The 1,691-nt window shown below is 57.5% G+C and carries 1 rRNA gene; it reads left to right on the forward strand.

Going from position 1 to position 1,691, the window contains the following annotated elements:
• The first annotated feature begins 48 nt into the window (after nt 1-48).
• A 16S ribosomal RNA gene (locus BLV22_RS14720) occupies nt 49-1,621 on the forward strand.
• Nucleotides 1,622-1,691: the final 70 nt, after the last annotated feature.

The raw sequence follows: 1,691 nt of genomic DNA on the forward strand, positions 1-1,691 counted from the left end.
AAAAGAACCATTTATTTAGGGCATCACTGATGCCACAGCATCAAACTTTTTACGGAGAGTTTGATCCTGGCTCAGGACGAACGCTGGCGGCGTGCCTAATACATGCAAGTCGAGCGCGGGAAGCCGGCGGACTCCTTCGGGAGGAAACCGGTGGAACGAGCGGCGGACGGGTGAGTAACACGTGGGCAACCTGCCGGACTGATGGGAATAACCCCGGGAAACCGGGGCTAATGCCCAATACGCCCTGACCTCGCCTGAGGTCAGCGGTAAAGCAGGGATCTTCGGATCCTTGCACAGTCCGATGGGCCCGCGGCGCATTAGCTAGTTGGAGAGGTAAGGGCTCCCCAAGGCGACGATGCGTAGCCGACCTGAGAGGGTGATCGGCCACACTGGGACTGAGACACGGCCCAGACTCCTACGGGAGGCAGCAGTAGGGAATCATCCGCAATGGGCGAAAGCCTGACGGTGCAACGCCGCGTGAGTGATGAAGGTTTTCGGATCGTAAAGCTCTGTTGACAGGGAAGAACCCACGCCAGTCGAACAGGCTGGCGTGCTGACGGTACCTGTCCAGAAAGCCCCGGCTAACTACGTGCCAGCAGCCGCGGTAATACGTAGGGGGCAAGCGTTGTCCGGAATTATTGGGCGTAAAGGGCACGCAGGCGGTTTCGTCAGTCCGATGTGACAGGCCACGGCTCAACCGTGGAAGGCCATTGGAAACTGCGAAACTTGAGGACAGAAGAGGAGAGTGGAATTCCACGTGTAGCGGTGAAATGCGTAGATATGTGGAGGAACACCAGTGGCGAAGGCGACTCTCTGGTCTGTACCTGACGCTGAGGTGCGAAAGCATGGGGAGCAAACAGGATTAGATACCCTGGTAGTCCATGCCGTAAACGCTGAGTGCTAGGTGTTAGGGGTTTCGATACCCGTAGTGCCGAAGCTAACGCATTAAGCACTCCGCCTGGGGAGTACGACCGCAAGGTTGAAACTCAAAGGAATTGACGGGGGCCCGCACAAGCGGTGGAGCATGTGGTTTAATTCGACGCAACGCGAAGAACCTTACCAGATCTTGACATCTTCCGCTACGCCTCGAGAGAGGCGGTTCCCCTTCGGGGGACGGAATGACAGGTGGTGCATGGTTGTCGTCAGCTCGTGTCGTGAGATGTTGGGTTAAGTCCCGCAACGAGCGCAACCCCTAATCTTAGTTGCCAGCATTCAGTTGGGCACTCTAAGGTGACTGCCGGTGACAAACCGGAGGAAGGTGGGGATGACGTCAAATCATCATGCCCCTTATGATCTGGGCTACACACGTGCTACAATGGATGGTACAACGGGACGCGAACCCGCGAGGGGGAGCCAATCCAGAAAAGCCATTCTCAGTTCGGATTGCAGGCTGCAACTCGCCTGCATGAAGCCGGAATCGCTAGTAATCGCGGATCAGCATGCCGCGGTGAATACGTTCCCGGGCCTTGTACACACCGCCCGTCACACCACGAGAGTTTGCAACACCCGAAGTCGGTGAGGGAACCCTTCTGGGACCCAGCCGCCGAAGGTGGGGCAGATGATTGGGGTGAAGTCGTAACAAGGTATCCCTACCGGAAGGTGGGGATGGATCACCTCCTTTCTATGGAGCAGTACCCCGGTCCCGCAGGGACCGGGCAGGGGCCTGGCTTGGCTTTCCTTTTGAGAGACAC

Origin of the sequence: Marinococcus luteus, assembly GCF_900106595.1 — a bacterium.
Taxonomy (GTDB): Bacteria; Bacillota; Bacilli; order Bacillales; family Marinococcaceae; genus Marinococcus; species Marinococcus luteus.